This window comes from Alcanivorax sp. HI0044, assembly GCF_001634945.1.
On sequence record NZ_LWEZ01000615.1, the window covers coordinates 1 to 871 of the forward strand.

Consider the following 871-nt stretch of genomic DNA (forward strand, 5'->3'; position numbering starts at 1 on the left):
CCAACGTGGACCACGGCGCCCAGATCATTGATATCAATATGGGCTGCCCGGCGAAAAAAGTGTGCAAGCGCGCCGCAGGCTCCGCCCTGCTGGCCGACCCGGATCTGGTCAGCCGCATCCTGGATGCGGTGGTCAATGCGGTGGACGTCCCCGTCACCCTGAAAATCCGTACCGGTCCCGACCGCGATCAGCGCAATGCCCTCGCCATTGCCCGCATTGCCGAAGCCGCCGGTATCCAGGCCCTCGCCATCCACGGGCGCACCCGCGCCGACAAGTTCAACGGAGAGGCCGAATACACCACCATCAAACAGGTGGTGGACGCGGTTAATATTCCGGTAATGGCTAATGGAGACGTGGATAGCCCGGAAAAAGCTAAACGGGTACTGGAATCCACCGGCGCCGGTGGTATCATGATCGGCCGCGCTGCTCAGGGTAACCCGTGGATCTTCCGGGACACCCTGTATTACCTCGAGCACGGCTCGCTGCCCGCAGCGCCGTTAGTAACGGAAGTCCATGACTGCGTGCAGCAGCACCTGTCCGAACTGCATCATTTTTATGGTGAGTTCATGGGGGTGCGTATCGCACGCAAGCACTTGGGCTGGTACACACAGAACCTGCCCGATGGGGAAGACTTCCGGCGCGGGTTTAACACACTGGAAAATGCCACCGACCAATGCGTGGCAATCGAGCAGTTTTTCCAACAGATCAGCGCCACTACCGACCGGGTTCGTTTCGGTCGTTATGGCGAGGTGTCTGCCCGGAAGAAAAACGGAGCCCTGGCCGCATGACCCTTTCTTCAGTTAACACAGCCGCTGCACGGACACTTACTGAAATGAACACCGCTGAAGCACGAAAGCAGCCGCATCTTACT

Annotated in this window: 1 protein-coding gene; it reads left to right on the forward strand. The window is 59.2% G+C overall.

The window, feature by feature from the left end; genetic code table 11:
• Positions 1-788, forward strand: a 788-nt coding sequence (gene dusB, locus A3730_RS07460; protein WP_063537818.1) for a tRNA dihydrouridine synthase DusB, incomplete at its 5' end; no start/stop codon positions are given.
• Positions 789-871 lie beyond the last annotated feature (83 nt).